Raw genomic sequence first — 25,792 nt, forward strand, 5'->3', positions numbered from 1 at the left:
AAAACTTAACCTTTACCTGTGATAGATCTGCGCCATCGTTATCCAGACTAGACTTTCACATGATTAAACACTTATAAAGTTAAAGTGATGCATTTGTGCGCTATGCACTTTTGATAGAAATGACAAAGGGAGCCTATGGCTCCCTTAATATGCTGAATAACAAGAATCAAAGTGACTATCGTACGACATCTGATTCAAGCTCTAGCTCTGCCACAGACAGCATGGCAAACTCTTCCTCGGCGGTTGCTGCCACCAATTTGTTGCGGCTGTATAACCCATAATAAACACCACCGATAAGAAACAATCCCATTGTCATGAAAAAGGCTGAGGGATCAAAAGCATAAACACCTGTCATTGCGATCAAAGAAAGCACCAGAGAAATACTCGAAGTAATTATCCCACCAGGCGTTTTATATGGACGAGTTAATTCCGGCTGTTTAATTCGCAATAAAATATGGCTCAAGGACATTAATGCGTACGATACAGTCGCACCGACAACAGCCATCGCCAAGATTAAGTCCCCCTCACCCGTAAGTGAAACCAAGAACCCAAAAACGCCCGGAACCAAAAGCGCACGAGAAGGCACTTTTTTGTCACTGGTTAATGACAAAGTTTGCGGTAAATAACCCGCGCGGGAAAGCGCAAACACCAAGCGACTGTAACCATAAATGATTGAAAAGAAAGAAGCGATAAGGCCAGCCAATCCAAGTAAGTTCACGGCCATTGCTACCGTTGAATTGCCCGTAAGCTTTAGGGCGTCAACTAATGGCACCGCGCTATCGCCTATGACCTTTGAGCCAACCGCACCAGCCAAAAGGACGACTACGAGAGTTGCGGTTAGCAATAAAAACAGCATCGCACCAATGATGCCTTTGGGAACATCTTTTGCCGGATTTTTTGCCTCCTCTGCCGCTAAAGGCACACCTTCAACCGCAAGAAACAACCACATTGCAAATGGCAACGCAGCCCATACGCCATACCACCCAAACGGCAAGATTTCTGTTGCCTGAGCCGTCGCCGGAGCAATATCGAATAAGTTATTAACGTCAAAGTGACCAATAAGCACAGCAGCAGTAATTAGAATAGCTAGCACAGCCAAACCGCTGATGACCATCATTACTTTGAGAGCTTCGCCAACCCCTGCCATATGAATAGCGATAAAGACGGCGTAGAAAAGTGCGTAAACAACAGGACCATCGATACCAACCAATTCATTAACTGCTGAGCCAATAAAAATCACTATCGCAGCAGGCGCGAGCGCATATTCAATCAAAACTGATAAGCCAGTGAAAAAGCCACCTGTCGGCCCCATCGCCTGTCTTGCGAAGCTGTAACCACCACCCGCAGCAGGAATAGCCGCAGACATTTCAGCTAAAGACAATACTAGCGTGAAATACATTACTGCCATCGCGATAGCAGCAATAAGAAAGCCTCCCCATCCTGCTTGAGCGATGCCAAAGTTCCAACCGGCGAAGTCACCAGATATAACATACGAGACACCTAAGCCCGCAAGTAAAATCCAACCTGCGGTGCCTCTTTTTAGCTGCCTTTTGGCCAAGTACTCCTGATGTTTAGACATAGTAAATCCTTCTACTTTGATGAAATTAAAAAGTTGTCGCTGTGTTTATCTTCAACGCTTGCGCCACTTGGCTCATTGATATCTGAGCGATCTTTCAGATTCACTCCTGACAGTTGTAATTTTCGAGCCTCCTTGAGCAAGTAAAATGCGCGTTCACAGGCATCGTCATAGTTGAGCCCCTGGGGACGCACATTGGAAATGCAGTTTCTTTGGGAATCTTTAGAGCCTCGTTTAGCCCCCCAAGTGAGATACATACCCATGCTATCCGGAGAAGTTAGACCGGGTCTCTCTCCAATTAAAACCAGCACGGCCTTGGCGTTAAAACATTCACCAACATCATCCCCTACCGCTACTCTTCCTTGCTTTACGATTGTGATAGGTGCGAATTTCCATTGATGTTCATCATCAGCGCTTAAAAGAGAAATCAATCGAGTAACAACAGGCACGGCATGGTTTTGAATTGCGACGGAAGAAAGTCCATCAGCAATAACAATCGCAAGATCAATGTCAGTGTTATGCTCATTTGCTATCAAGTTGAGCGTTTGCCAAGAAGATTCATCGAGTTGCCTTCCTAAATCGGGCCTTTGCAGGTACATAAGCCGATCACTTACTCGGCTGCTCACTACCACTGGAGGCTCTAAGGTATTTTCAAGAATCGAGTAAGAGTCCGACAAACCAGCAACGAGAGACTCAATATTCAAACTGCAATGCACTGCATCCATAGCTTGGGCATGATCCAGCTGAAATGAGAGTAACTCGTTGGTTGGTACACTGTTCCCGCTACGACCCAGAGCGATCCGAGCAGAGGTGAAGTCACGTAACTTGCCCCACGGGTTGTATGTGACAACTTCAGACTCATCTTGTGGGGACTGAGCAATGGTGATTACTTTACCCATGAGAATACCCCTTATTCAGTTGGTTAATTGCTCCCGAAAACGAGCGAGAGATTTGCTCACTTAACCGAACGTCTTGCACGCTCTCGAAAATCTGCATCTCCATTAACCATTGTTCGAACTCTGGTGCTGGCTTCAAACCGAGTACTTTTCTTGCGTAAAGGGCATCGTGAAATGAGGTAGTTTGATAATTGAGCATGATGTCATCAGACCCTGGAATACCCATGATGAACGAGCACTCGGCCACACCTAATAGTGTCAGCAAGTTATCCATGTCATTCTGATCGGCATAGGCATGATTGGTGTAACAGATATCGCAACCCATAGGTAAACCAAGCAACTTCCCACAGAAATGATCTTCAAGCCCAGCACGAATAATTTGCTTGCCATCAAACAGATACTCAGGGCCAATAAACCCAACGACAGTATTAACCAACAAAGGATCGAACTGTTTCGCGACAGCATAAGCGCGGGCTTCACAAGTCTGCTGATCGACCCCATGAAATGCATTCGCAGACAGCGCTGTACCTTGTCCGGTTTCAAAATACATCACATTGTTTCCTACGCTACCTCGATTCAACGACAACGCGGCTTCATGGGCCTCTTTCAAAATCGACAAGTCGATTCCGAAGGTATCATTCGTCCCTTGCGTGCCGCCTATCGACTGAAAAACGAGATCGACTGGTGCACCCATTTCAATGGCTTCGATCGTGTTCGTGACATGAGTTAACACACAAGACTGAGTCGGTATTTGATAGTGTTGAATCACCTCATCCATTAAGTTCATTAACTTAATAGCTTGAGGTACATTATCTGTTGCCGGATTGATACCGATAACCGCATCGCCATTTCCGTACATCAGACCATCAAAAATGGTCGCTGCGATACCGTTGAGAGAATCAGTGGGATGATTCGGCTGTAAGCGAGTAGACAGGCGACTCGGCAAACCAATCGTATTCCGAAAAGCCGTGACAACTTGGCATTTTTTAGCAACGAGAATCAAATCCTGGTTGCGCATAATCTTACTGACTGCGGCCACCATTTCTGGTGTTAAACCTTGACGAATTTTAGCCAACGTTTCACCATCGGCATCTTCACTCAGCAGCCAATTTCGAAAATCTCCGACCGTCAAGTGCTCAATCGGCTTAAAGGCTTCAAGGTCGTGCGTATCGATAATTAGGCGAGTGATATCGTCGCTTTCGTATGGAATAACCGCCTCGTTAAGAAACGTTTTAAGTGGTAACTCAGACAGCGCCATTTGTGCGACTACACGTTCTGCCGCTGACTGAGCACAAACCCCGGCTAACGCATCGCCTGAGCGCTCCGGTGTCGCTTTCGCCATCAAGTCAGCTAATGACTTAAAGGTATAGACTTTACTTCCTTGTTGCCGACGATAAGTTGCCGTCATTGCTCTTCCTCTTCACTATTTGGTTCGCTTTTTGCTGAACTATCAATAAGCTTTAAGAAAGTATTGCCAAATGTGTTCCGTAGCGTTATCAAAAACTGGCAACATTTATAAACCAATAATAAACAATGAGTTATGTAAATACTGCTCCAACATGACTCACAAAAAAGGAATGAGCATCACAAGGATGAGTAACCAAATACCCCAAACTGCACCAATGCTGTGCATCCATCACACTAAGGATGCAAACCAACAAGCTGCGAGTCTGATAAACTGGCAACAGGAATATGACCAACTCAGCGATGGTCGATTTTTAGGTCAAATTCGAGAACGACGATTTCCCAATTTCCATGTGTTTCGTGAAGACAGTAACCGCTCGCTAAGACAGCAATGCAGGGTTGAAGAGGGAGGTATTTGGTTGGGTTTGAGTGCGGAAAATAAGCCGCTACACCTAAATCACAGTCAGTTTAATTCAAGCCAACTTTTGCTTAGGCAAGGTGGCGCTGATTTTGAGTTAATGACACCGGAGCAGTTTTCTATCTATGGAATAGTGCTCGACAAAAACTTCGTTCACATCATAGAAAATCAACTTGAGCTTGGGAGTATCCAAAACAACACATTACACTTAACGGGTTTGACGGAAAAACACATTCAACAACTTAAATACTACTTAGGCACGTTACTTGGTTCCGCCGAGCCAAGATGGTCTGAAACCACACATCAAGCAATCTTAAAAGATATTGTGCTGGAGTTGTTCTCACTCAGTTCACTGCACACGAGCCATCCGATATCAAGCTCTCATCGTCAACACGTGATGCACCGTATAAAACAACAGCTACAGGATCTAGACTACCGTACACCGATAACCGTCAGTGAACTGTGTGACGCAGTACACGTCAGTCGTCGCACACTACAGTACACCTTTGAACATTGCTGTAATACTTCCCCAAAGCAGTTCATACATCGAATGCGCCTGAATCAAGTACGTAGAGTGCTACAAAGCCCTGAAGATAATCGAACAATTGCAGAAATTGCTTTTGACTTTGGTTTTTTCCATCTCGGGCAGTTCAGTCAAAGCTACAAGCGGCTATTTGGTGAGACGCCAACTGAAACGAGAAAATGGGAGTCCAGCAAATAAAATGACAGGCAGTATATTCTTTCAGATCCTGCGTTGGGGCCATGTTATGCAGTCGCAATGATTTGCTGAAACTTAGCATGAAACTCTTCAAGTGCCGCTTCAACATCCGGTTCTGCACGGCTCAAGTGCGAGATTAACGTCATAAAATAGCAGTCAAAAATCAGCGGTATTTTTCCCTCAAGGACGGAGCTTCCGTTTACAGATTGAAACAAAGCTTGGTTAAACGACTGATAATAATCCAAATCCCAAATCACTTCTTTCAACAAAGCTCGGCTCAGCTCAACGTTCGCAAAATAGTAGCGATAGTATTTCTCCGTCAGCGCCAAACCAATGTCGATATCGGTTTTACCTTCCACACTGACTAGCGTTTCTTGGCTGATCTGTTGCAGTTGCGCCAGCATCCCTTCGCGCAAAATCGACAGTTTAGTCGGGAAATGGCTAAACACTGTACCATCGGCTACTCCTGCTTCTCTCGCTATCTGCCTTGTGGTCGTCATGTCATAGCCATTTTGAGCAAAAGATGCCCATGCGGCTTTTAGAATTTTATCTCTGGTTTGTTGTCGCTTCGTCATTGATGTGTCTGCTTAATGAGCCTGAAAGGATCATACCTTGCGTGGTTGAGATTGACAAATTGAGCGCGCTCATTTATAAAATTGAGCATGCTCATTTTATATAAAAACAAAAGGAATCGCTCATGTACGTATTAAACAAACTAGGCCAAGGATTGATTTTCTTCCCGACCATCTTCTGCTTTTCGTATATTTTAAGACCGATATTAATGGTCATCCTTATTCCAGGAGGACTCGCACTTTTGGCGTTAATCGGTGGCGCAGAAGTCAGAGCGGAACTCAAAGCCATGCTGCTTGAGGAGTTTTTTGGCGTTAGCCCATCGCACACCACCTCGAAAAAGGCGTGAGTGCGCTACAAACGTTGGCAAGGCTAAGTAAAAAAGAAAACGCGCAGATATCGAGATCTCAATACCTGCGCGTAGATGCGGTGAAAATAAGACTGGCTTTAGTCAGTATTCATGTTCTGGCCAATTCGCCATAAAACGCCACTAGGGTCAAACAAACAACATTCGCGCATGCCCCAAGGTTGCTCGACTAGCTCTGTCAAACGCGAACCAAATTCCTCATGACCCACTTTGGATAAGTGCTGATGCCAACTTTCTGCGTCTTCTACGAGCAAGTGCATCATGAAGTTATTGCCGTGTTCTGGCTCATAAAAATTCTGTAAAAGAAACGCGCAGCTACCTTGAGAGAAGTATGCTACATCACCGAAGTCCGACGCCATTTCAAAGCCAATCGCCTCATAAAAGCGTTTTGATAGCGCGTAATCTTTCGCCGGAACAAATGATTTGATTTCAACAATATTGAGGTTTTCCATTTCCAATTTCCTAAGCCTTTTTCCATAAAACTGACTGACGTAATCTCGCTCTATGCCTTCTATTCGCCTTGCGTGATCTGCTGTGATGACAGTGGCACACACTCTGCCATTTGCGTTTGTAACCACGTGATAAATTTATGTTCGAGTTCTGTACGCTTTTTATCTTGACTCAATAAAACGTAATTGCAACTTGATGGAGAAAACCCAAATGGTGCGACCAAATTACCACGCTTAATATCGTCCATGACAAAAGGATACGATCCCATTGCGACGCCTAAGCCATCCACTGCGGCTTGTATGCAAAAATAAAAATGCGCGAATGATTGCTGAGTGTTGCCGTTGAAAGTTTCACAACGTGTTGATTGCTGCCAATCCGCCCAAGCATTCGGTCTGGTTTGGCTATTCAACAATCGAGCTGCTTTCAAATTGTCTTTAATGGATTGCCAATACTCAGGAGAAAATACCGGCCCCACCCACTCTTCCACAAGAATGGTTTTGTCGTAATCGTGATGCTGCGCAAAATCGTCTCGACGAATCGCCATCGAAAGCCCAGTTGATCCTAATGTTACCGGGCCACCAGCCGTCGACAAACGAACATCAGCACGGTGTTCATCATTAAACGCGGCCAACCTTGGCATCAACCAGCGCATGGTTAATGTCGGTTCACAAGACACTTCAAGATGCTGATGCTTCTCTTGAATAAGCGTATTCACGCCTGTTTCTAGCGTTTGGAATGCCGTTTCTGTGTATGTCTTGAGTAATTCGCCTTCTGCCGTCAACACGACTTTCCTGCCCTCTTTGAAGAACAAAGGTTGAGACAGATATTGCTCAAGTTGCTTGATCTGCTTACTCACGGCTCCGTGGGTAATGTTCAGTTTGTCAGCCGCTTCAGTGTAGCTTGAAGAACTCGCCGCAACGTGGAAGACATAAAAAGATTTCAGGTGACGCATCTGTGAGTTTTTCTCACCAATATGGGAATGTTTTTCGATTATAGTCAGTAATAAAGACGCCTAAAATTCCGCTACATCCCAGACTTCATCATTCAAACAGGAAATCGATATGGAATTTGTAACTCTTGCGTTATTAGGTGTGATTATTGTCATTAGCCCTGGCGCAGACTTTGTTTTGGTATTAAGAAATAGCTTAAATCAAGGACGAAAAGCAGGCGTATACAGTGCGATTGGTATCAGCATGGCGATCAGCATCCACATCGCTTACTCCATGCTAGGGATCAGTTACTTAATTTCACAAAATGAATGGTTGTTTAATCTCGTGCGCTATCTTGGGGCCGCTTATCTTGTCTACCTTGGGATTAAAGGAATATTCTCCTCGCAGCCTGCGTCAAACTCAGAAACCATTCAACAGAGCGAGTATTCAATGTGGCGATTTTTCATGCAGGGATTTCTGTGTAATTTACTCAATCCCAAGACGATGCTGTTTTTTCTGAGTATTTTTAGCCAAGTGATTTCTCCCGACTCTAGTCAGCAACACATCGCCTTGTTTTACGGGATTTATATGATTGCGCTGCATGGTATTTGGTTTTCTATCGTTGCTGTTTTATTCACGTCATCCCAGCTACAAGCTTTCTTGTTGAAGATTAAGCATCGACTCAATCAAGCATGTGGGGCGGGATTAATCATTTTCGGCGCAATGCTGGGCTTAAAGGTGTAGTGCGCTTGCGGTCCGATTACCCCAGTTCAAATTGATCATTGAACAAGTGGCAGTAATCAAATAAAAATCTACATTATCAATACTTTAAATTAGAAAAAAACAGCCAACGTGCGCTGGCTGTTTCGATACAGTTAATGGATGACCCGAGCGTCCCCTTTAAATAACTGAGACAGATCGATAGTGAATATCGTCACTGTCGGACGTTTAGGCAGAGCATTTTCGATCGAAAACTCTGGCCCAGCTGGAACGAGGGGGAAGTGAATAGCAGTCGGCCACGTTGACGAAGCTTCATTACCGCCCGGCTCAGATATTGAGAAAGAAAACGCAGGTAAACGGGTCATAACACTTACCTCAAATGACTGATTAGCGGGCTCAAGCGAGCCCGCTTAGGTTTTGCAATGTTATTGTTATTTTAACGCTTACTTAATCACTAACGGTTGATGACGTTAGATATCAAGTTCTTTGTCTTCAACGTGGTTGGTGATCATCGCTTCAGTGGTGATCATCAAGCCAGCAACAGACGCAGCGAATTGAAGCGCTGAGCGTGTTACTTTCGCAGGGTCCAAGATGCCCATTTCGATCATGTTGCCGTATTCACCTGTTGCAGCGTTGTAACCGTAATCGGAATCACCCGCTTTGACAGCGTTCGCCACAACAGAAGCTTCGTCACCTGCGTTAGTTGCGATTTGACGAAGAGGCTCTTCCATTGCACGTAGCGCAACTCGGATACCCACGTTTTGGTCATCATTGTCGCCTTTTAGATCCGCCAATTCTTTCGCGATCTTAGTTAGGGCAACACCACCACCAGCAACAATACCTTCTTCAACCGCTGCGCGAGTAGCGTGTAGTGCATCGTCCACGCGATCTTTCTTCTCTTTCATCTCAACTTCGGTTGCAGCGCCGATCTTGATCACCGCTACGCCGCCAGAAAGCTTCGCAACACGTTGTTGAAGCTTGTCTTTATCGTATTGAGAGGTGGTTGTTTCGATTTGTTTTTCAATCGAAGCCACACGATCAGCAATCGCGCTTGCTTCTGCTGCGCCACCCACAATGGTTGTTGTGTCTTTGGTGATGGTCACTTTCTTCGCACTACCTAGTTGCTCTAACGTTGCTTTTTCGAGCTCTAGGCCGATTTCTTCAGAGATGACCGTACCAGCAGTTAGTACCGCAATGTCTTCCATCATCGCTTTACGGTTGTCACCAAAGCCAGGCGCTTTCACCGCGGTCGCACGCACGATGCCGCGCATGTTGTTCACAACCAATGTCGCTAGCGCTTCACCTTCGATGTCTTCAGCAATGATCAATAGCGAGCGAGAAGATTTCGCCACTTCTTCTAGTACAGGCAATAGCTCGCGGATGCTGCTGACTTTTTTGTCCACCAATAGGATGTAAGGGTTGTCTAGCTCTACGCTGCCATTTTCTTGGTTAGTGATGAAGTATGGCGACAAGTAACCGCGGTCAAATTGCATACCTTCAACCACAGACAATTCGTTGTTTAGACCTTGGCCTTCTTCAACCGTAATCACGCCATTGCGACCCACTTTCTCCATCGCTTCTGCAATGATTTCACCGATCGCGCGATCGCTGTTTGCAGAAATGCTACCCACTTGGGTGATGGATTCTTTGTCGCTGCATGGCTTAGACATTTCACGTAGTTTCTCAACCGCCGCTTCAGTGGCTTTGTCGATACCACGTTTTAGGTCCATTGGGTTCATGCCAGAGGCTACCGCTTTAAGACCTTCATTGATGAAAGATTGCGCCAGTACGGTAGCGGTCGTTGTACCGTCACCCGCTTCATCATTCGCTTTGGACGCCACTTGTTTCACCATTTGTGCGCCCATGTTTTCGAACTTATCTTTCAGTTCGATTTCTTTCGCTACAGACACGCCATCTTTGGTGATGGTTGGCGCGCCGTAAGATTTATCAAGCACAACGTTGCGGCCTTTCGGGCCTAGTGTCACTTTTACTGCGTCCGCCAGTAAGTTCACACCTTTCAGCATTTTTTGACGTGCGTCATTAGCAAATAATACGTCTTTTGCAGCCATGGTTATCTCCTCAAAAAACTACTACAAAAATAATTACTCAACGATTGCTAACACATCAGATTCGGACAGAATTAAGTATTCTGCGCCGTCAATTTTCTCGGTTTTCACGCCGTAACCGTCATTGAAAATGATTTGGTCGCCCACTTTGACTTCCATCGCAGCGCGTTCGCCATTTTCAAGACGTTTACCTAAACCAACAGCAATGACTTTCCCGCGGTTTGATTTTTTCACCGATTGAGAAGTTAAAACGATTCCCCCTTCAGATTTATTTTCCACCTCTTGTCTTTCAACAATTAGCTTGTCATTTAAAGGACGAATTTTCATTTTTAAGTGCCTCCTACTTGGAACCAAAAATAAAAGACAAAATAAACATCAAGATGGATTTGCGAGTCGACAGCTCGCTTTCGATGAAAATAATAAGGTCGAAAAATTAGAGTTCAAGAGGTGAATTTGATAAAAATTTTTTATTAAATTAAATAAAATTTTCTATCGAATTATCGCATTCACAACCACTTAGCATCTCTTTATGATGGAAAATGTGCTCAATCAAATCTAGAGTGGTTACGTACTCTTAAAAAGGATAATCAAACAATGAAAAAGGCCGTATCTCTATTTCTTGCAACGTTATGCGTTGGCTTCCTCTCACCCAACGTGTCAGCTTCTGAACGCGCTGAACAAGGTTGGCAATTGATTGACGAGGGCGCGATGATTGTCGATGTGCGCACGCCGCAAGAGTTTTCTGAAGGGCATTTGGATAATGCCGTCAACTTCCCTTTATCTGAACTTGATAAACATTTTCAAGACGTCGATAAAGATCAAGCTATCGTGTTGTACTGTCGCAGTGGTAACCGCTCTGGCAAAGCGTATCAATACTTACAATCGCAAGGCTTTACGAATCTGCACAATGCAGGTGGCTTTGAAGAACTACAAGACGCCAAATAGTCGTCTCCGTTCTAATATACAAAGTAAAAGCACAGAGCGCGTCGCAAGCGTATTGTAACGCGCTCTGTTTCTAAATACTTATCTACAACAACTCTATTTTGGCCCTGCATCAAATTGAGTCAGGTTATCCGATATCTCGAGCCACGGCGCTTTCGACGCGACAAAAATATGGAAATCAGGCTTGTGAGAAGGTGTGTCATCCAAGATACCAAGGCGAATATTGACGATCCCATTGTTCTTTTTCGAATACAGACTTGATCCGCAGTGGCGACAAAAGCATAGCATGGTATTTTCGCTTTTCTGATAAGTTTGAATATCTTCTTTCCCTTGGATAATAAGCAATTTATCCAACGCAATACCACCGGCAGATGAATAGTCAGAACCTGTGAACTTGCGGCATTCAGAGCAATGGCAATTTCCCATGTACTTGAATTCATCTGCCACTTCCAACTTTACCTTGCCGCACAGACATGAGCCTTTTAGTACTTCCATTTGAATTCCTTTTTGTTATGAATCTAATTGAATTAGATGGCTATCTCGACACCATGCCACTGCAATACGAAAAATTAAAGACAGGCAATACAGGTTTTCAAAAATGAAACGAAAATGTAAAACATTCCATTCAGAGGGAAGTGCGCTCGACACGTGAAAAATCGAGCTATTTTAGATACAAAAACACCAAGCAATAACGCTTGGTGTTTACCTCACAGAATGTCGCCTCAGAAAAGGCGCTTTCCGCTGTGCTTAAAAAATGCAGTGTTTAGTAAAGCTGGTCGCTTCGTTTGCAGTCCAGTCACCTTTCGGCTTATCTTTCAGGTTTTCACACCATTGCTCGCTGCCGACACCATCTTGCAGAACACAATGCTTTGCAAAGTCTACCGCGTTGTCTGCTGTCCATTCTGTTTTTGGCTTATCGCGCATGTCGTTACACCAGCCTTCAGTGCCCACTTCATCACTACAAGCGGTCAAAGCAGAAGCCGCCAACATCAGCATGACTAGTTTTTTCATAAATTTAAGGTTCCAGTTGCAAACAATAGTAAAATTAAACTCAATCTCTTCAACACATGCCCATTCAAGTGTCTGAATAAAGGCGTCACTAGCTGAAGTGACTTTTGTATCAACTATAACGAAATTATCAGTCTACGTGTTAAGACACCGAAAAATTATTGAGCGACTCTGTGTAAAGCGCGCCATTCTAAAAGCTATAGGCAGCGCGCTTTTGTTAGCTCACCAACCTTAAAAGAGCCAGTACCAAAGCACGCTAAACGCAGCTCTAATGCCATTTGTTCAAAGTGATCGACGACAGACTGCGTGCTGATCGTCGCAGCTTTTAATACCGCACCAGCTTGCCCAATGAGATTAGCACCCAAATGAATGGCTTTCGCCGCTTCAAGTCCGTTATGAACACCTCCCGAGGCGATCAAGGGTAATGTAGGATGCAGTGCGCGGATTTGAGCCAAACATGTTGCTGTAGGGACACCCCAATCGCGGAAAAGCTCGGCTGCACGCTGCATTTTCGGATTATCTTGGCAATACCCTTCAACCGCACTCCAGCTTGTGCCACCCGCGCCCGCAACGTCAATTGCATCCACACCAGCATCAATTAATCGCTGCGCAACGTGTCCGCTAATACCAAAACCGACTTCTTTGATAATGATAGGAACCTTCACGCGAGATTTAAGCATCTCAATTGCCTGGAAAACACCAACCCAATTGTGGTCGCCATTTTTCTGAAACGCTTCCTGCATTGGATTAACGTGCACAAACAAGGCATCGGCTTGAATCGCCTCAACCGCACGTTGCGCATTATCGAGTTTACCTTTATCGAGCAATTGAGCGGCTCCAAGATTGGAATACAACGGTACTTCTTTCGCCAACTCACGAATGGTTTTACCCAAGCCCGAATGCTGACTTTCTTCTAAGCTAATCCGTTGCGAGCCCACACCCATGGCAATACCTAATTCACTTGCTGCTTCAGCTAAACGACAATTGATCGTTTCTGCGTCTTTTGCTCCGCCAGTCATCGAGCTAATCAAAAACGGTAGCGCTAATTGATGACCAAGAAACTCTGTCGATAAATCGATCGCGTGAAAGTCACATTCTGGCAGCGCACAGTGTTCAAACTCGACAGACTCAAAACCCGCCGTTTTATGCTTCATGCTCATATCATGATGTAAAACAGCATCTAGGTGTAAATCTTTTCGGTTAGTTTGCGGAGCCATAATGTCACCCTAAAGTAAAACAGTCGCGCAGTATTGCGATCCTTATCAGTAACGTCAATGCGAATTTTGTGAATTTGCCGGATTACTTTTCCGAAACGAGTAATGAATCTCGACTGCCCCTGACATTATAAGAAAAGAAACTCGCTTTCCGTTTTAAACAAGCCGGCAAGTTTCTCTTCAAATTGAGATAATCAGCGTACGATACCCATGATGAAAATGGATCACATTGCTCTGTAGTTTACTTTACGCTGTCCGACAGAATTAGCGACACAACAGTGCTTGTCGTCGTTGGTTCAAACTGTTCGGGATCATCACAGAATTGAATTTTTCCTTTTTCTTCTACATGGAACAGCGGTACAACTGAACTACCTTTGTGATGCGCTAAATAATCTTGATACGTGAAGTTATCGCTCAATTTCGTGTGTTTAACCTCTGCACCACGACTTAACATACTGGCTAGCTGGGTATAGCTTACATTGCCGCCCATCAGCAATTTACCATGGTACTCCTGAGCCACGGAGTGCTTCTCGCTGCCATTGCCGTTGGTTTTCACTTTTTGTAAGCAGTGAACTTTATCTTCCCCAAACTCGTCGACGAATTGCATGCAAGCCATAATGTTGAAATGCTGATCGGGCGTTAATGCAACCACTTGTCCAACTCCTATCAAGTTCAAGTTGTCGTCCGCGTGACTAGAAATAGGGTTGCCGTAATAGTAATCCAATCCCAACATACGAACCTGACTGATGTACTCCCAGTTTGAGTCAGTCATTAATACGCGGCGGTCATAACGCGCCAGCGCCTGCCCTATTTCTCTTGCTACTCGGTTAGCACCAATCAACAAGAAGCCGCGTGGTGCTGGCTCTGCAACGCCCAACGTCAGCGCTACAGGACGTGCCGTCGCACTTTGTAACACGACCGTTCCTATAATCACCATGAAGGTCATAGGGACCAGTAAAATCGCTTCATCAATGCCGTATTCAGTCAATTTGATCGCGAAAAGAGACGAAATCGAAGCAGCAACAATACCGCGCGGTGCAACCCAAGACAAAAACAGCTTATCTTTGAGACGCAAGTTGCTGCGGAAGGTTGAAAGAAAAATCGATAACGGACGCGACACTAACTGCATAAATACAAACAACAATAACGCACCGCTACCTAGCGCAGCAAAATCATCCAGACTGATTCGAGCCGCAAGGAAGATGAACAATCCGGTGATCAGTAAAATGGTTAAATGCTCTTTAAAATGCAGAATTTGCTGAATATTGATGTCTTTAGCGTTTGCGAGCCACATACCCATTACGGTGACGGTTAGTAACCCAGCTTCAGACTCAATGTGGTTAGAGACCGAAAATACACCTAGAACCACCATCAAAACCGCAAATGGCTGCAAATATTCCGGTAGCCAAGAACGACGCATGATCGTCGCAACTGCATAGCCTGAGGCCGCACCTAGCATGACACCGACAGCAATGATCGTCCCAAACACTTCGACGCTATTTATCGCACTGTGAGATACGATAAACTCGTAAACCATCACAACAAAAAGCGCACCGAGCGGGTCAATCAAAATCCCTTCCCATCGCAAAATGTTAGCAAGCGTACTGTTAGGTCTTACGGTTCGTAGAAGTGGCACGATGACCGTCGGCCCTGTTACTACGGTTAAGCTGCCAAACAACATGGCAAGCTCCCAAGTAAAGCCGAGGAAATAGTGTGTTGCGATACTGGTCGCTGCCCACGAAATGATCGCCCCGATGGAAACAATGCTCCATACCGAACCACTCACGCCACGAATTTCTTTAAAATTTAAGGTCAAACTGCCTTCAAATAAAATCACTGCCACCGCTAAAGAGACCAACGGAAAGAGCAAATTACCTAATATCTCATCAGGGTTTAACCACTGCATAAATGGCCCGACGATCAGCCCTGCCAACAACAAAAATAAAATCGCTGGCAAACGCAATCGCCAAGCTAACCATTGGCAACCTAAACCAATAACCCCAACCGCTGACAGCACCAGCGCTTCATTACCCACTTGCATCAATAATTACCTGTTTTTGTCTTTTTTCGCGTGAATGCGCTATACCCGAATACATTCAGCCTTACGGTCAAATAGAAACAACCGAACGTGCAAATCAAACGACTGACCTTCGATGACATCGCTACGAAACGCACATGTTTGAAGTCATTTGGCGATCGCATCAGAACTATGAATATAGTTGACCCCCAATGACTTAACGACTCATTTTTGTTCATCAGGTTTTAAAGTGGCACACAAGTGTGCGACTTTGTCGAATTCATCATTACGCATTGAGTTTCATTATGTAGAATGATTTCTAAAGAAAGCGCGGAACCTAGCACTATATGAGGCTAAGGCATAGAGCATGAACTAAGCTTTAGCGTAAGTGCTCAAAGTTAAGAATCGTGGGTCACGCGACGTACGCAAGGAGAAATGGATTGTACGTAATACTAGCACTGTTCATGGCGTGTCTCGCCATCCTCATCGGAGTGAAAGCCGCCAACCGAGCTGCACTTTTAGAAAAAGAACTAGCCAAACTTCGTGAGGAAGTCACATCACTACGAGCCAGTGTCCATGGGGGCTCAAACCCACAAGTGCACCAACAATCCAGCATCGAAAAAGACACACCATCTGTAGCGACGCCACCTCACATAGAATCACAACAGAAAAATGTCTCATCCTCTGGGGAACATGATCCAGCTGCCAACCTAGACTTGGACCAGAGCGCTGCGAATCAAGGGTACGCCCAGACAAGAGAAGTGCAACTGGATGTTTTTAGTCAAGAAAATGAGTCATTCCTTCAGAGTAAAGTTCAGAGCCTGCTTAGCAACATTCAAGAAAATTGGTTGGTTTGGGTAGGCGCATTGGCCATGCTGATCGGTGGAGGTTATCTCGTACAGGTGATTGGTAGCCACATCCAGTTTTCGCCATTTATGCGAGTATCCTTTGCCTTTGTGATCTCATTACTTATGGTGCTTGTTGGCGAGTGGTTTCACCGTAAAGAACAACAGAATCCGCAACGGGCAGCACGAGCCCAAGGCTTTACGTATGTTCCTGCTGCCGTTACCGGTACGGGATTAACGGGCATTTACTGCACCGTCATTTTTGCCTTTGTGGTTTATCAAATGCTAACGCCGAGTATCTCGTTGATCATTTTGGCTTCAGCCGCATTTTTCAGTTTAGCATTATCATTGCGACAAGGGCCGTTAATGGCCGTGCTTGGCTTAATTGGTGGCTACACAGCACCACTGTGGATTGGAGGTAGTGAACCCAACTACTTTTTGTTAGCCGGATACATCTGCGCGATTTCGTTCGCGGCGACCTTATTGATGCAAAAAGTGCGTAGGGCATGGATTACGCCAAGTATCGCGATTCCACATGTCATTTGGATGTTGCTGTTAATTGAGAGTGTACCAACAGAACTGTTGTTCTCGTGGCTCGCGATTTATCTCTCCATCACTTTGTATCTCATTTTCGCGGTTCCGAGAATGGGTTGGATGCTCAATCCTCGCTTTCGTCACTATCAAAGCAAGTGGACAAACTCGCCGACCGCTACCGCTCTCGCAACTGCTTTATTGACCTTTTCTGCCGTCACCAGAATGCCGGAGCTGAACACTCTACAAATGGCGTACTGTTATACGCTGCTTGTTGCGAGCATCTGGCTACCAGCACTTCGTACAGGCTGGTCATTACGTGTATTTTTGCCATCCATACTCGTCTCGGCAACCGCGCTAATAGTTCTTACCATCGCTTTTGATGCGCTGTATATGGTAGAGCGAGAAGCTAGCATCCTATTCGCATTGGCGGTGAGTATTGCGCTGATCTGCTATCGAACATATTGCCAATCACTTAGTGACCGTTCGCAACTCAGTGGGCTGCTTCTGCTGGTACTGGCTCCCGCGATGAGCTTAATTACGTTGCTTTATGTTGACGAATTTATGCAAGGCTACCTGTGGTATTGGACTACCTTCTGCGCATTGATGGCCACTTACTATGTTGTGCTTGGTCAGCGTGCACGTTCGTTGGCATTAGAATGCTCTGCCGTTATGCATGCTTTAATCGTAGGTATCGCTTTTGTTTGGTTGAGCGATACTTGGTTAACAACAGCAATCTCAATACAAGTTGCGATAATGGCCTTACAGGCTCAAGTCGGGTTATTTCGACCTGCGAGTTGGGCGATTAAAGTGGCAATGGGAATACTGGTTATCCGACTCACGCTGCTACCTTTCATACCCGAATGGCAACCGGTAGAAGCTGGGCATTGGGCTTGGGTTCTTGTGAGTTATATGCCTTCTCTCTTCATCTTGTCTTATGCTCGTTCAACACTAAAACAAGTGGACCGAGAACTGACCAACTGGTTTGAAGGGGCGTTTTTACATGTATTCTTAATGGCATTGTTCACCCAAACTAACTACTGGTTAACGGGGCAATATGGTTACTTGGGGCACATCGACTTCACAAGTGCGGCAGTCTTTGCCAATCAAGCATTAGTTATGGGTTTGGTATACAGCTACCGCAGCCAATTTGCGCAACGCTTAAGCCGTATCTACGAAATCTATAGTTACTTGCTTTGGTGCGCGTTCGCTATATTGATTATTTTGCTTAATACGGCAGAATCGCCGTTGGTGACTGATAACGTCTCGGCACAAGCACTTCCCATCTTTAACATGCTGAGTATCGGCTGGCTGTTACCAGCTTGCATCCTGCTTATCGCAACGTTTAAGCGCTGGAATACGTTGCAAGTTCATCGATTTGCGATTGCTAGTCTAGGCTTTTTACTTGCAGCCATTTGGTTGGGGATGTCTATCCGTCAATTCTGGCAAACCACATCGATGATGCTGTATCAGCCAACCAGCATGGCAGAGTTGTTCAGTTATTCAGTGGCTGGCTTGCTCGTAGGTGGATTGCTGACTTGGCGCGGCGTGACCCAACAGGGGCTGATGATGCAGCGTGTCGGTCTAGTGGTCCTTGCCTGTGTCGCACTGAAAGTATTCTTATGGGATGTGAGCTCTCTGGATGGGTTCTGGCGAGCGATAAGCTTCTTAGGCTTAGGTGCGTCTTTGATAGCACTTGGATGGCTATTCCAGAAATTGAATCGTTCGGTGGCAAAAGCTCTCGAGCCCTAGACGAGTCGAAGAGAGATTCCCGACAGTGCGCTGTTTTCGTTATTGGGGGACGATAACAGTGTAAAGCCGGGAATCATTGGAGTGTTCGTTACTTCAGTAAAGCGACCACAGTATGACGACGCACGTTTGCTTGCGCATTCAATGCCTGAAAAGTCGAAGTAAACTCGCCAGACTTTTGCATGAATCCATCCAGTTTTGCATTCACCTCATTGACTGAAAGCTGTGCGGTTTTGGTTTGGATAGAACGCATTTGAGTATTCAGTTCACCATGAAAAGCTTTCGCTTCCTGCAAGCTCGTTTGAACTTGTTTCAGATGCTGATTTACTTTGGCAATCGTCTGCTTGATGCCGTCGCGTGAGCCTAGATCAAACCCGAGCTCCGCAATACCATCTGGCTCAGACTTTAAGTTCAAAACGTTAGGCTGTCCCGCAGGGAATCGGTGCCCTTCCCCCGTTACCATCACCTTTTGCTGCATTTGTTGATAAGCGTTGTCTCTGGCTTCAAATAAAATGCTGCCATCATCGGCTAATGAGGCTCGCATTCCTAACGCAATCAAGCTGCGATCCAGCATTTTGACCGTTCGCTCACCGTCTGATTGTCCATCAAACTGAATCATCACCGCTTGACCTTGAGGAAAATCCAAACGGATTTGCTCGGCCTTGTCGCTTAAGCGATGAACATTCAAACCTGGAATAGAAAAGCGACGAATATCCGCTTTATCCAGTTTTAAGTGCAGTTCGTTATTTAGGACTTTCTGGCCATCGAAACGTGCTTGCTCAACGACTTTTTGGATGGTGGCTTTAGAGCGAACCAATGTATCCTGCAAACCAGGAACATTTTGTACGCCTTGATTAATAGCTTGCGTCAAACCACGTTTAATTTGCGTGAGCTCTTTGCCAATCACCTGCAGCGATTTGGACGCGATCTGAACCGCCGTGGCTTGCTGCTGACCCTGTGTAAGCTGAATACCAGATACAGAGTAGGCTGACGCAGTGTCAGCCTGAATTCGCCCCGGGCGCGGTTTAATTGCCGTACTTGAGTCTGCAGAACGGGTCGGCATGATAGAGGCTTGTTCTTGTCCACCTAAGCGTATGCTATGGGGTCTAACCTCTACTGTACTCATTACCATAAAAAGAACTTCCTAACCTTATAAACGGTCAAACAGCGACAAACCATCGATCTTCACATAGCTTGCTTGCGTTGCTTGCAAAGCGGCCATGTAATTACTCAATCGTACCGACGCTTCACCATAGTCCAGAGCAGAGAGGTCTCCAGATACTTTGTCAACGAACAGCTTGTTTTCACTGTGCGCGCCACCAACAAGATCTAAGTTGTTGTGTCGACCACCAATCTCAGTCATGGTCCCTAGTACGTTTGAAAAAGTATCGTCGATAGCGCTGATACTCGCCTCAACTTCAGCTCTGAAGTTGGCGGTAGGGCTCTCAAACTCTTTGATCAGCGCATCAATTTGGTTAAGCACGTTATGGCCTCCCCCAAGGTCCAATATTTCTTTTGCAGTCATATTGGAATCCATCGTGACACCTTTAGCAATTGTTACTACGCGCTTGTCACTATTACCTTCAATTACGTAGCTGCCGCTCGCTTTACTTACAGCCGCAGTATCCGTTTTAGTACCAGAGAAAAGGTAGTGCCCTTCTTCATCCTGCGCGTTAAAAGACGACTCAATAGAGTCACGGTAACTCTTAAGCTCTGTAATCATACCGCCACGACTTTCGTCAGTAAGAGAGCCGTTCGCACCCCAAAGCGCGATGTCTCGCATGCTTTTTAAGCTTTCTTTGATCGAATCTAAATGGGTTTCTTGACTCGATAGCGTCGTTTTTACGTTTTCAATATTGTTTTTGTACTGAGCAATCGCACTGGTTTCTCGGTCTAAGTTAAGCAACTTGATCGAAGCCATTGGATCATCAGACAGCTTGGTCAAGCGCTTGCCAGTAGACATCTGTTGCAGAGCTTCGCCTAGTCCCGCGCTATTGCTCTGCAAGCTGTGCAACATCATTTGACTAAATTGATTGTCACTAATTCGCATCTAAACTTTCCTCTTAGAATAACTGCAGAATAGAATCGAGCAGTTGATTTGCTGTGCTGATCACTTTCATGTTGGCATTGTGCGCATTAGCAAACATCATTAGGTTAGCCGCTTCTTCATCGCTGTTTACGGAACTAACATTATCGCGAGCTGCGTGCGCTTGCTTGTTCATGGCTAACTTCGCTTGATAATCAGCATTAGCTTGGCGTGCTTTAATTGCGGTTTGACCCACCATTGAACTAAAGGCATCGTTCAAGCTTACTGAGCCGTAACCTGATACCGCCACTGGCTTGTTGCTTAACTCGATCAATGATTGCAACGCATCTGCGTTACCAGGTGTTCCATCACTTGAGAACGCAAGCTCATCTGGAGTTAGCTTGGTAATATCCAAACTGGCTGCAGGGTTTGCTGGGTCATAGCTGAACAAAGGTTTACCTGGGTTGCCATTTAAGTCTTTGCCAGTCGCAAGCACGGCGTTGTATTCATCCGCGAGAGCTTTCGCCATGTCATTCAGAGCCAATTGGTTTGGTTTCAACACTTCGGTTTGATAGTCATTAATCGCACCTAATTTGCCACCAAGCGAGTCACCAATCGCAAAACTTTGATTCGAGAACGTGACGTGTAAGTCCGCCAAGTAAGGATCACTCGGGTCAGGAATGGCTTCCAGTTTGCCATGGTCCGTACCCATCACAAGCGGTTGACCAGAGGTTAGTGTGACCTGAACACTGCCGTCATGCTGCTGTGTTGTTTTGATTTCAATGGTTTGAGATAACTCACCGATTAACCTATCTCGTTCATCCATTAACTGTGATGGGTTACCACCTGTACCTTGCATCTCTACCAGTTGCTTGTTCACCTTCGCGATATTTTCCATAAGGCTATTCGCGTGGTTAAGCGCTGCATTACGTTGGTCGCTCATGTCTTTATGTTGATTGTATAAAGACTCGGTAAGCGTATTAAAACGGCGGGCCAAAGCTTCAGATTCGTTAATGATCTGCTGGCGGTAAGGTATGGATTCCGGCTTAACGGTCGCATCGTTAAGCGCAGCGTTTAGCGAGTCCAAGCCAGCCGATATACTGAAACCATCGGCACCAAGCGTATTCTCCAGCTGACTCATGTTACTGGTGTATCCAGATGCGTATGCCGCCATACTGTTAGTCGACCACGTTTGCTTAATCAGAAATTGATCAGTAACGCGGCGAATGCTAGTGACTTCTACCCCTAAACCTGGACTTAAGCGATTGGCTTTACCATCATCGACAGACGCCATCAACGCTTGTTGACGACTGTAACCCACGGTATTCACGTTTGCCACGTTTTGCGCGGTTACGTCTAGGGCCACACGGTTCGCGCCTAAACCTGAAAGGGCAATATTAACTAGGTTCATTTACAGCTCCATTTTTCTGATCAACGGCTGAGAAAACGCGGTAGTCATACCGGCCTCGCCGAATACCTGTTTAACAGAGGCGACGGCTTGAGAAGCGGTATTAAATAGGCTTGAATTCTTCTCCACCTCTTTAGAATCTACTTGTGAGATAGATTCAGAATTCGAACCTTTACCATCGTTAGCGGATGAGATGTTACGCGCAGCATCGAAAGCAACCTCACGCATAGACGGGCTCAGCTGCTGGATGAGCATATTGGCAATGCCTGAGCTCTGTTTCTTTGCTAGTTCCATCGCCAGCTGACCGTCATACATATCACGGAATACCCCTTGTTGCTGACTGGCAAACGGGCTGTCTTTATCAGCAAGAGCATCACTACTGCTACGCATTTGGCGTAACACCATTTGTAGGAACATTGCCTCAAATTGACCTGCGACGACTTCAAGTGCGCCTTCTTGATCACGACTATGCTTGATGTGAGCCAATGCACTGTTGTCGTGATAAAGCATCGAATTTAACTGAGTTTGTTCATTGGTACTGTCTAGCTTCATCCTTAACTCCTTATATCACGACCAATTCAGCGTTCAATGCACCCGCTTCACTCAAAGCTTGCAGGATAGACATCAAGTCTGTAGGCGTGGCACCTAAACTATTTACCGCATTAACTATGGTGTTAAGTTCCGTGCCTGGAGGCCAAATCACCATCTGAGCGAGATCTTCATTCACATCAAGATCCGTTTGGTTAACGACTTTCGTATCGCCATTTGCAAACGCATTAGGCTGACTAACTTGTTGTGATTCAGAAATTCGCACGGTTAAGTTACCGTGACTTACTGCTGCTTCACTTACTTTGACACTCTTACCTATCACCACGGTGCCAGTGCGAGAGTTAAAGACAATACGAGCAGGTTTACGGCCTTCAACGACGCTCATTTCTTCAAGCATCGACATCATGACGACACGCTGCTGTGTATCTTTTGGTGCACGCATATCAATGCGAGCTTTATTGATCGCAACTGCAACGTTAGGTCCAAAAGTGTTGTTAATTTCACGCGCAATATTTTTTGCTGTAGTGAAGCTAGGCTTGCGCAGGTTTAGGGTGATTTCATCACGTTGGTTGAAATCGGTTTTGATTTCTCTCTCTAAAGTCGCACCATTCGGAACGCGACCCGCCGTTGGTGTGTTTACTTCTACTTTGGAGCCACTTCGCCCCTCTGCAGATAAGCCCCCCACAACCACGTTGCCTTGCGCAATCGCGTACACTTCGCCATCAATACCACGTAAAGGCGTTAGCAATAACGTACCACCGCGAAGGCTCTTTGCATCACCGATTGAAGACACAACCACATCCAACGTTTGTCCTGGGCCTGCCATTGGATCAACGGACGCTGTCACACTCACAGAAGCCACATTTCGTAGCTTAGGGTTCATACTGTCATCAATTTGAACCCCAAACTGACGTAGCATGTTGGTAATAGATTGAGAGGTAAATTTCACTTGGTTTCGGTCACCTTGGCCGGCTAAGCCAACCACCAAACCATAACCAACCAGCTGGTTTTCTCGAATGCCGCGAACATCGACCAAGTCCATGATCGGAATTTCCGCTTCAGCATGTGAAGTGCCTGGTAGTCCCAAGGTCAACACCAATAGGAGAGACATAAAGAAAGATTGCATTGTCTTCATTAGAAAGGTACCCATGGGCTGTTGAAGAACTGAGTTAGCCACCCGGCTGCGTTGCTGTCAGCTAGGGCTCCGCGACCTGCGTAGGTAATTCTTGCATCAGCAATTCGTTGAGAAGAAACTTGGTTACTGCGGTTAATATCATCCACACGGACGATACCGGTTAGGCGAATAAACTCGTCGCCTTGATTCAGACGAAGCCATTTTTCACCGCTGATACGCAATACGCCATTAGGTAATACTTCGTGTACCGTTACCGTAATGGCACCTTGAAGCTTGTTGCCTTGTGAACTTGATGCACTGCCATCGAAGTTACGTTTGCCATCCACGCTAACCCCTAACTCATCGATAGTTTTCGTGCCTATGGTCGGCGCCACAAAGTTAATTGCTGAACTTTTACCGAACTTAGTACCCGCATTTTTACTCGATGAGGTTTCTTCTGATAATTGAACCGTTAATACATCGCCAACTCGGTAAGCACGACGATCCTGGAACAGAGTCATCGTGTATTGGTGACGATAAAGGCTACCAGATTGGGTTTCCGGCAGCGTGTAATCGAGCGTTGGTGGTGCATATTCCTCAGCATTCGGCTCAGGCGGAATAAATTCCTGACGGCCAGCACATCCCACCAGCAACACGGCGGCTACTGCCCAACTCTTAGAAAGCCATTTCATTGCTTTTTCCTTCATCATCACCAATTTCATACTTACATTGATTGCGAAACAAACTTCAGCATGTCATCTGCAGCAGAGACCACTTTCGCATTCATCTCATACGCACGTTGAGTGGTGATCATGTCGACCATCTCTTCTACTACTTGTACGTTTGACCCTTCCAGTGCACCTTGCTTGATAATGCCGGCGCCATCAGCTCCTGCAATCAGCTCATCAGCTGGACCGCTGGCTTCCGTTTCACGGAATAAGTTGCCACCCATGGCCTCTAAGCCGGCTGGATTGATGAATTTTGCAAGTGTAATTTGACCAAGCTGCTGAGGTGTTGGATCGTCTGCTGTTGTTGTAGTCACTGTGCCATCAACACCCACAGAGAAAGAGACCGCATTGTCTGGGATCTGGATTTGAGGCTCTAAAGGCAGGCCCTGACTGTTCACCATTAAGCCTTCTGAGTTTCGATGGAACTGACCATTACGTGTATACATGATCTGTCCGTCCGAGTTTTCTATTTGGAAGAAACCCTGACCCATTACAGCAAGATCCAACTCTTGCGTTGTGTTTTGGGTATTACCTTGCGTGAACACTTTTTGTGTGCCAACAACGCGAACACCGCTACCTAGCTGAATACCACTTGGTAGTTCGTTAACTTGGTCTACTTGTGCGCCTGGTTGACGCTGAATGCTGTAGAAAAGATCTTCAAATACGACTCGGTCACGCTTAAAGCCAACCGTGTTTACGTTTGCTAGGTTGTTAGAAATGGCAGTCATCTTCGTGTCTTGCGCTGCCATGCCTGTCTTACTTACCCATAATGCTGAATGCATTTTTTACTCCTTGCGGGGCGAGACTTAGCTCGCCGCCATTAATTTGTTACCAGCTTTTGCTAGAGTTTCCGCCGTTTTCATCATGCGAACTTGCATTTCAAAGTTGCGCGTCAGCGACATCACACTAACCAATTCATCAATAGCAGATACGTTACTGCCCTCAATGTGCTCAGGAGAGAGTTGCACGGTTTCATCTGCCGCGAATGGCACGCCATCTACGCTGTGCAGCAAGCTATCGCTCTCTTTTTGCAGTTGATTAATTTCCGGTTTAACCAACTTCAAAGTGCCTGCCACAATTTCTGCGCCGCCACCTGGTGGGATCACTGAGACTTGACCACGCTCGCTGATTTCAATCTTTTGATAATCCGGCACAACCAAAGGACCATTGTCACCGAGGACAGGGAACCCATTGATTGTTAGAGCGCCAAAAGTATCGACCTGAATATTGCCTGCACGGGTGTAAGCTTCGTTACCCGCTGGGGTTTCTACAGAGAGATATCCCTCCCCCATAACCGCAACGTCCAACGGACGTCCTGTTTTCACAATATCGCCAGCGTCGAAACGTGTTGAGGCAGAGTTGGTCACAACCATAGTGCGACCATCAAAACCTGGGCCTTGCATCTCTACACTACGCACACGCTCCATATCCGCTCGAAAACCCGCAGTATCAGCATTTGATAAGTTGTTTGAACGAACGTGCTGCGCTTTAAGAACTCGGCTGGCACCCGACGTTGCCGTAAATAACAAACTATCCATGCAAAACTC

General features: G+C 45.8%; 26 protein-coding genes. 5 read left to right on the forward strand and 21 right to left on the reverse strand.

Annotation, left to right across the window (positions count from 1 at the left end; genetic code table 11):
* Positions 1 to 175: 175 nt before the first annotated feature.
* Genes eat through R7Z49_RS01160 form a run of 3 tightly spaced genes read right to left on the reverse strand, consistent with a single transcriptional unit; the run spans position 176 to position 3,880 of the window.
* Positions 176 to 1,579, reverse strand: a complete 1,404-nt coding sequence (gene eat / locus R7Z49_RS01150) for an ethanolamine permease (RefSeq protein WP_005373969.1) — start codon at positions 1,577 to 1,579, stop codon at positions 176 to 178.
* Between the two features lie 11 nt (positions 1,580 to 1,590).
* Entirely contained in the window at positions 1,591 to 2,475 is an 885-nt protein-coding gene (eutC, locus tag R7Z49_RS01155; RefSeq protein WP_017635123.1) for an ethanolamine ammonia-lyase subunit EutC, read from the reverse strand.
* Complete coding sequence (locus R7Z49_RS01160; RefSeq protein ID WP_053304620.1) at positions 2,468 to 3,880, reverse strand: ethanolamine ammonia-lyase subunit EutB; 1,413 nt, start codon at positions 3,878 to 3,880, stop codon at positions 2,468 to 2,470. Before R7Z49_RS01160 ends, eutC begins: the two co-directional genes overlap by 8 nt.
* Before the next feature lie 184 nt (positions 3,881 to 4,064).
* Here R7Z49_RS01160 and R7Z49_RS01165 point away from each other — a divergent pair, with 184 nt between their 5' ends.
* Entirely contained in the window at positions 4,065 to 5,015 is a 951-nt protein-coding gene (locus R7Z49_RS01165; RefSeq protein WP_033906296.1) for a helix-turn-helix domain-containing protein, read from the forward strand.
* Between the two features lie 44 nt (positions 5,016 to 5,059).
* Here the strand turns inward: R7Z49_RS01165 and R7Z49_RS01170 are convergent, their stop codons facing one another.
* Entirely contained in the window at positions 5,060 to 5,587 is a 528-nt protein-coding gene (locus R7Z49_RS01170; protein WP_033906295.1) for a TetR/AcrR family transcriptional regulator, read from the reverse strand.
* A gap of 122 nt (positions 5,588 to 5,709) precedes the next feature.
* On the opposite strand from R7Z49_RS01170, the gene R7Z49_RS01175 reads away from it, so the two are divergent.
* The gene (locus tag R7Z49_RS01175) at positions 5,710 to 5,931 is read left to right on the forward strand and encodes a hypothetical protein (protein ID WP_017635120.1); all 222 of its coding nucleotides are present in this window, start codon (positions 5,710 to 5,712) and stop codon (positions 5,929 to 5,931) included.
* Between the two features lie 98 nt (positions 5,932 to 6,029).
* Here R7Z49_RS01175 and R7Z49_RS01180 read toward each other — a convergent pair whose 3' ends face one another.
* Together R7Z49_RS01180 and R7Z49_RS01185 are read right to left on the reverse strand one after the other, a co-directional pair.
* On the reverse strand, positions 6,030 to 6,401 hold the full coding sequence (locus R7Z49_RS01180; protein WP_005373979.1) for a VOC family protein: 372 nt from the start codon (positions 6,399 to 6,401) through the stop codon (positions 6,030 to 6,032).
* Positions 6,402 to 6,460: 59 nt separating this feature from the next.
* The gene (locus R7Z49_RS01185) at positions 6,461 to 7,351 is read right to left on the reverse strand and encodes a LysR family transcriptional regulator (RefSeq protein WP_005388706.1); all 891 of its coding nucleotides are present in this window, start codon (positions 7,349 to 7,351) and stop codon (positions 6,461 to 6,463) included.
* Between the two features lie 109 nt (positions 7,352 to 7,460).
* On the opposite strand from R7Z49_RS01185, the gene R7Z49_RS01190 reads away from it, so the two are divergent.
* Positions 7,461 to 8,072 carry a LysE family translocator gene (locus R7Z49_RS01190; RefSeq protein WP_318111216.1) on the forward strand — a complete coding sequence of 204 codons (612 nt, stop codon included), beginning with the start codon at positions 7,461 to 7,463 and terminating at the stop codon, positions 8,070 to 8,072.
* A gap of 131 nt (positions 8,073 to 8,203) precedes the next feature.
* On the opposite strand, the gene R7Z49_RS01195 is transcribed toward R7Z49_RS01190, so the two are convergent.
* The 3 genes from R7Z49_RS01195 to R7Z49_RS01205 all read right to left on the reverse strand — a co-directional run bounded on the left by R7Z49_RS01195 (position 8,204) and on the right by R7Z49_RS01205 (position 10,441).
* Positions 8,204 to 8,413: a hypothetical protein gene (locus tag R7Z49_RS01195; protein ID WP_005373984.1), complete on the reverse strand. Its 210-nt coding sequence runs from the start codon at positions 8,411 to 8,413 to the stop codon at positions 8,204 to 8,206.
* Between the two features lie 105 nt (positions 8,414 to 8,518).
* Entirely contained in the window at positions 8,519 to 10,117 is a 1,599-nt protein-coding gene (groL, locus tag R7Z49_RS01200) for a chaperonin GroEL (RefSeq protein ID WP_053304624.1), read from the reverse strand.
* A 33-nt stretch (positions 10,118 to 10,150) separates the two neighbouring features.
* Positions 10,151 to 10,441, reverse strand: a complete 291-nt coding sequence (locus R7Z49_RS01205) for a co-chaperone GroES (protein WP_005373989.1) — start codon at positions 10,439 to 10,441, stop codon at positions 10,151 to 10,153.
* Between the two features lie 267 nt (positions 10,442 to 10,708).
* Here R7Z49_RS01205 and R7Z49_RS01210 point away from each other — a divergent pair, with 267 nt between their 5' ends.
* A complete protein-coding gene (locus tag R7Z49_RS01210) occupies positions 10,709 to 11,059 on the forward strand; it encodes a rhodanese-like domain-containing protein (RefSeq protein ID WP_025768015.1) in 351 nt (116 codons plus the stop codon).
* A 93-nt stretch (positions 11,060 to 11,152) separates the two neighbouring features.
* Here R7Z49_RS01210 and R7Z49_RS01215 read toward each other — a convergent pair whose 3' ends face one another.
* From R7Z49_RS01215 to R7Z49_RS01230, 4 genes are all read right to left on the reverse strand, one after another.
* Positions 11,153 to 11,551: a GFA family protein gene (locus R7Z49_RS01215; protein WP_005388696.1), complete on the reverse strand. Its 399-nt coding sequence runs from the start codon at positions 11,549 to 11,551 to the stop codon at positions 11,153 to 11,155.
* Positions 11,552 to 11,803: 252 nt separating this feature from the next.
* The gene (locus tag R7Z49_RS01220; protein WP_005373992.1) at positions 11,804 to 12,067 is read right to left on the reverse strand and encodes a DUF3012 domain-containing protein; all 264 of its coding nucleotides are present in this window, start codon (positions 12,065 to 12,067) and stop codon (positions 11,804 to 11,806) included.
* Between the two features lie 194 nt (positions 12,068 to 12,261).
* Positions 12,262 to 13,281: a type 2 isopentenyl-diphosphate Delta-isomerase gene (gene fni, locus R7Z49_RS01225; RefSeq protein ID WP_005388695.1), complete on the reverse strand. Its 1,020-nt coding sequence runs from the start codon at positions 13,279 to 13,281 to the stop codon at positions 12,262 to 12,264.
* A gap of 238 nt (positions 13,282 to 13,519) precedes the next feature.
* Positions 13,520 to 15,319 (reverse strand): cation:proton antiporter, encoded by a 1,800-nt coding sequence (locus tag R7Z49_RS01230; RefSeq protein WP_005373994.1) that lies wholly within the window; start codon positions 15,317 to 15,319, stop codon positions 13,520 to 13,522.
* Between the two features lie 440 nt (positions 15,320 to 15,759).
* Here R7Z49_RS01230 and R7Z49_RS01235 point away from each other — a divergent pair, with 440 nt between their 5' ends.
* Positions 15,760 to 18,423, forward strand: a complete 2,664-nt coding sequence (locus R7Z49_RS01235) for a DUF2339 domain-containing protein (RefSeq protein WP_054574522.1) — start codon at positions 15,760 to 15,762, stop codon at positions 18,421 to 18,423.
* An 88-nt stretch (positions 18,424 to 18,511) separates the two neighbouring features.
* On the opposite strand, the gene R7Z49_RS01240 is transcribed toward R7Z49_RS01235, so the two are convergent.
* From R7Z49_RS01240 to flgF, 8 genes are read right to left on the reverse strand one after another with little or no spacing between them, the layout of a single operon-like run.
* Positions 18,512 to 19,552, reverse strand: a complete 1,041-nt coding sequence (locus R7Z49_RS01240) for a flagellin (protein WP_186585500.1) — start codon at positions 19,550 to 19,552, stop codon at positions 18,512 to 18,514.
* Positions 19,553 to 19,570: 18 nt separating this feature from the next.
* Complete coding sequence (gene flgL, locus R7Z49_RS01245) at positions 19,571 to 20,470, reverse strand: flagellar hook-associated protein FlgL (RefSeq protein WP_005373998.1); 900 nt, start codon at positions 20,468 to 20,470, stop codon at positions 19,571 to 19,573.
* Positions 20,471 to 20,483: 13 nt separating this feature from the next.
* The gene (gene flgK, locus R7Z49_RS01250) at positions 20,484 to 21,857 is read right to left on the reverse strand and encodes a flagellar hook-associated protein FlgK (protein ID WP_005374000.1); all 1,374 of its coding nucleotides are present in this window, start codon (positions 21,855 to 21,857) and stop codon (positions 20,484 to 20,486) included.
* Positions 21,858 to 22,406, reverse strand: a complete 549-nt coding sequence (locus R7Z49_RS01255) for a rod-binding protein (protein WP_054728653.1) — start codon at positions 22,404 to 22,406, stop codon at positions 21,858 to 21,860.
* Positions 22,407 to 22,416: 10 nt separating this feature from the next.
* Positions 22,417 to 23,553 (reverse strand): flagellar basal body P-ring protein FlgI, encoded by a 1,137-nt coding sequence (locus tag R7Z49_RS01260; protein ID WP_373920861.1) that lies wholly within the window; start codon positions 23,551 to 23,553, stop codon positions 22,417 to 22,419.
* Complete coding sequence (flgH, locus tag R7Z49_RS01265; protein ID WP_017635111.1) at positions 23,538 to 24,209, reverse strand: flagellar basal body L-ring protein FlgH; 672 nt, start codon at positions 24,207 to 24,209, stop codon at positions 23,538 to 23,540. Before flgH ends, R7Z49_RS01260 begins: the two co-directional genes overlap by 16 nt.
* 32 nt (positions 24,210 to 24,241) lie before the next feature.
* Positions 24,242 to 25,027, reverse strand: coding sequence for a flagellar basal-body rod protein FlgG (flgG, locus tag R7Z49_RS01270; RefSeq protein WP_005374008.1), 786 nt, complete (start codon positions 25,025 to 25,027; stop codon positions 24,242 to 24,244).
* A gap of 24 nt (positions 25,028 to 25,051) precedes the next feature.
* Positions 25,052 to 25,783 carry a flagellar basal-body rod protein FlgF gene (gene flgF, locus R7Z49_RS01275; RefSeq protein ID WP_005374009.1) on the reverse strand — a complete coding sequence of 244 codons (732 nt, stop codon included), beginning with the start codon at positions 25,781 to 25,783 and terminating at the stop codon, positions 25,052 to 25,054.
* Between the last annotated feature and the right edge of the window lie 9 nt (positions 25,784 to 25,792).

The organism is Vibrio sp. 1562 (assembly GCF_033340155.1).
Classification (GTDB): Bacteria; Pseudomonadota; Gammaproteobacteria; order Enterobacterales; family Vibrionaceae; genus Vibrio; species Vibrio alginolyticus.

Excerpts from the sequence above, each read along its gene's own strand:
- R7Z49_RS01195 (WP_005373984.1), bottom strand. The coding sequence starts at position 8,413 with ATGACCCGTTTACCTGCGTTTTCTTTCTCAATATCTGAGCCGGGCGGT.
- R7Z49_RS01220 (WP_005373992.1), bottom strand. The coding sequence starts at position 12,067 with ATGAAAAAACTAGTCATGCTGATGTTGGCGGCTTCTGCTTTGACCGCT.
- R7Z49_RS01180 (WP_005373979.1), bottom strand. The coding sequence starts at position 6,401 with ATGGAAAACCTCAATATTGTTGAAATCAAATCATTTGTTCCGGCGAAA.
- fni (WP_005388695.1), bottom strand. The coding sequence starts at position 13,281 with ATGGCTCCGCAAACTAACCGAAAAGATTTACACCTAGATGCTGTTTTA.
- eat (WP_005373969.1), bottom strand. The coding sequence starts at position 1,579 with ATGTCTAAACATCAGGAGTACTTGGCCAAAAGGCAGCTAAAAAGAGGC.
- R7Z49_RS01210 (WP_025768015.1), top strand. The coding sequence starts at position 10,709 with ATGAAAAAGGCCGTATCTCTATTTCTTGCAACGTTATGCGTTGGCTTC.
- R7Z49_RS01165 (WP_033906296.1), top strand. The coding sequence starts at position 4,065 with ATGAGTAACCAAATACCCCAAACTGCACCAATGCTGTGCATCCATCAC.
- R7Z49_RS01170 (WP_033906295.1), bottom strand. The coding sequence starts at position 5,587 with ATGACGAAGCGACAACAAACCAGAGATAAAATTCTAAAAGCCGCATGG.
- R7Z49_RS01260 (WP_373920861.1), bottom strand. The coding sequence starts at position 23,553 with ATGGGTACCTTTCTAATGAAGACAATGCAATCTTTCTTTATGTCTCTC.
- R7Z49_RS01185 (WP_005388706.1), bottom strand. The coding sequence starts at position 7,351 with ATGCGTCACCTGAAATCTTTTTATGTCTTCCACGTTGCGGCGAGTTCT.
- R7Z49_RS01160 (WP_053304620.1), bottom strand. The coding sequence starts at position 3,880 with ATGACGGCAACTTATCGTCGGCAACAAGGAAGTAAAGTCTATACCTTT.
- R7Z49_RS01175 (WP_017635120.1), top strand. The coding sequence starts at position 5,710 with ATGTACGTATTAAACAAACTAGGCCAAGGATTGATTTTCTTCCCGACC.
- R7Z49_RS01190 (WP_318111216.1), top strand. The coding sequence starts at position 7,461 with ATGGAATTTGTAACTCTTGCGTTATTAGGTGTGATTATTGTCATTAGC.
- R7Z49_RS01235 (WP_054574522.1), top strand. The coding sequence starts at position 15,760 with ATGGCGTGTCTCGCCATCCTCATCGGAGTGAAAGCCGCCAACCGAGCT.
- flgG (WP_005374008.1), bottom strand. The coding sequence starts at position 25,027 with ATGCATTCAGCATTATGGGTAAGTAAGACAGGCATGGCAGCGCAAGAC.
- R7Z49_RS01205 (WP_005373989.1), bottom strand. The coding sequence starts at position 10,441 with ATGAAAATTCGTCCTTTAAATGACAAGCTAATTGTTGAAAGACAAGAG.
- flgK (WP_005374000.1), bottom strand. The coding sequence starts at position 21,857 with ATGAACCTAGTTAATATTGCCCTTTCAGGTTTAGGCGCGAACCGTGTG.
- groL (WP_053304624.1), bottom strand. The coding sequence starts at position 10,117 with ATGGCTGCAAAAGACGTATTATTTGCTAATGACGCACGTCAAAAAATG.
- eutC (WP_017635123.1), bottom strand. The coding sequence starts at position 2,475 with ATGGGTAAAGTAATCACCATTGCTCAGTCCCCACAAGATGAGTCTGAA.
- R7Z49_RS01255 (WP_054728653.1), bottom strand. The coding sequence starts at position 22,406 with ATGAAGCTAGACAGTACCAATGAACAAACTCAGTTAAATTCGATGCTT.
- R7Z49_RS01215 (WP_005388696.1), bottom strand. The coding sequence starts at position 11,551 with ATGGAAGTACTAAAAGGCTCATGTCTGTGCGGCAAGGTAAAGTTGGAA.
- R7Z49_RS01240 (WP_186585500.1), bottom strand. The coding sequence starts at position 19,552 with ATGGTAATGAGTACAGTAGAGGTTAGACCCCATAGCATACGCTTAGGT.
- R7Z49_RS01230 (WP_005373994.1), bottom strand. The coding sequence starts at position 15,319 with ATGCAAGTGGGTAATGAAGCGCTGGTGCTGTCAGCGGTTGGGGTTATT.
- flgH (WP_017635111.1), bottom strand. The coding sequence starts at position 24,209 with ATGAAATGGCTTTCTAAGAGTTGGGCAGTAGCCGCCGTGTTGCTGGTG.
- flgL (WP_005373998.1), bottom strand. The coding sequence starts at position 20,470 with ATGCGAATTAGTGACAATCAATTTAGTCAAATGATGTTGCACAGCTTG.
- flgF (WP_005374009.1), bottom strand. The coding sequence starts at position 25,783 with ATGGATAGTTTGTTATTTACGGCAACGTCGGGTGCCAGCCGAGTTCTT.